The organism is Pelomonas parva, from assembly GCF_043555835.1.
Taxonomy (GTDB): Bacteria; Pseudomonadota; Gammaproteobacteria; order Burkholderiales; family Burkholderiaceae_C; genus Pelomonas; species Pelomonas parva.
Window position 1 is genome coordinate 1 of record NZ_JBIGHV010000031.1, and the last position, 749, is coordinate 749.

Consider the following 749-nt stretch of genomic DNA (forward strand, 5'->3'; position numbering starts at 1 on the left):
AAGGCGCCGGTGGCTGTGAGTTCTACCAAGCCGCCGGACATGTTGACCCAGTCATAGGCGGCCAGGTCGGCACCGGCATCGAACTTCACGCCGGTGTCGGTGGGGCGCAGCACGGTGGTGCCGGACCGGAGGTAGTGCACATTCAGGGCGCGAGCCACGCCATCGGCGGTGCCAGCGTTGAGGAAAGCCACGTCCACCGCGCTGCCGGCGCTGAAGGCGGGGGCGGGGTAGGTGAAATCGGTGGGGGCGGTCGCACTGACGGTGCTGGTGCCCAGCACGGTGCCGTTCACGCGGACCACCATGGTGGCGCCCGAGCCGCCGGCGGCCTGGGCGCTGGCACGCACGGTCAATGAGCTGGTGAGATTGGGCTCTGGCCAGACCACGCGCAGGGCGGCGTTCCAGTACAGGCCGGAATCGCCTGCAACCACGTTGACGCCGTCAAAGGCGGCGGCGTCCAACCCCTTGTCTATGCTGCTGTTGTCGGGCTTGGGAACGACGGCGGTGGCCTTGTGGTTCAGCTGCACGACTTGCAGGCTGCGATCGCCGCCCGCGAGCGCGACGGAGTCGTTGCTGTAGACCACGTCCACCTTGGCGCCCGGCTTGAGTGCCGGCACAGCGACTGCATAGTCTTGCGGGACCGTGGACTTGACCTCGAACTGAGCGACCTGGATGCCGTCGACAACCACGGACGTCAAGGCGCCGATGCCGCCGGCCAGCTTGGCGTAGGCGCGCACCGTCAGGGTGTCGGT

Annotated in this window: 1 protein-coding gene; it reads right to left on the minus strand. The window is 68.2% G+C overall.

What is annotated here, in order from left to right; translation table 11 throughout:
* On the minus strand, positions 1-749 hold a 749-nt coding region (locus tag ACG00Y_RS28785; protein WP_394485090.1), incomplete at both ends, for a carbohydrate-binding domain-containing protein.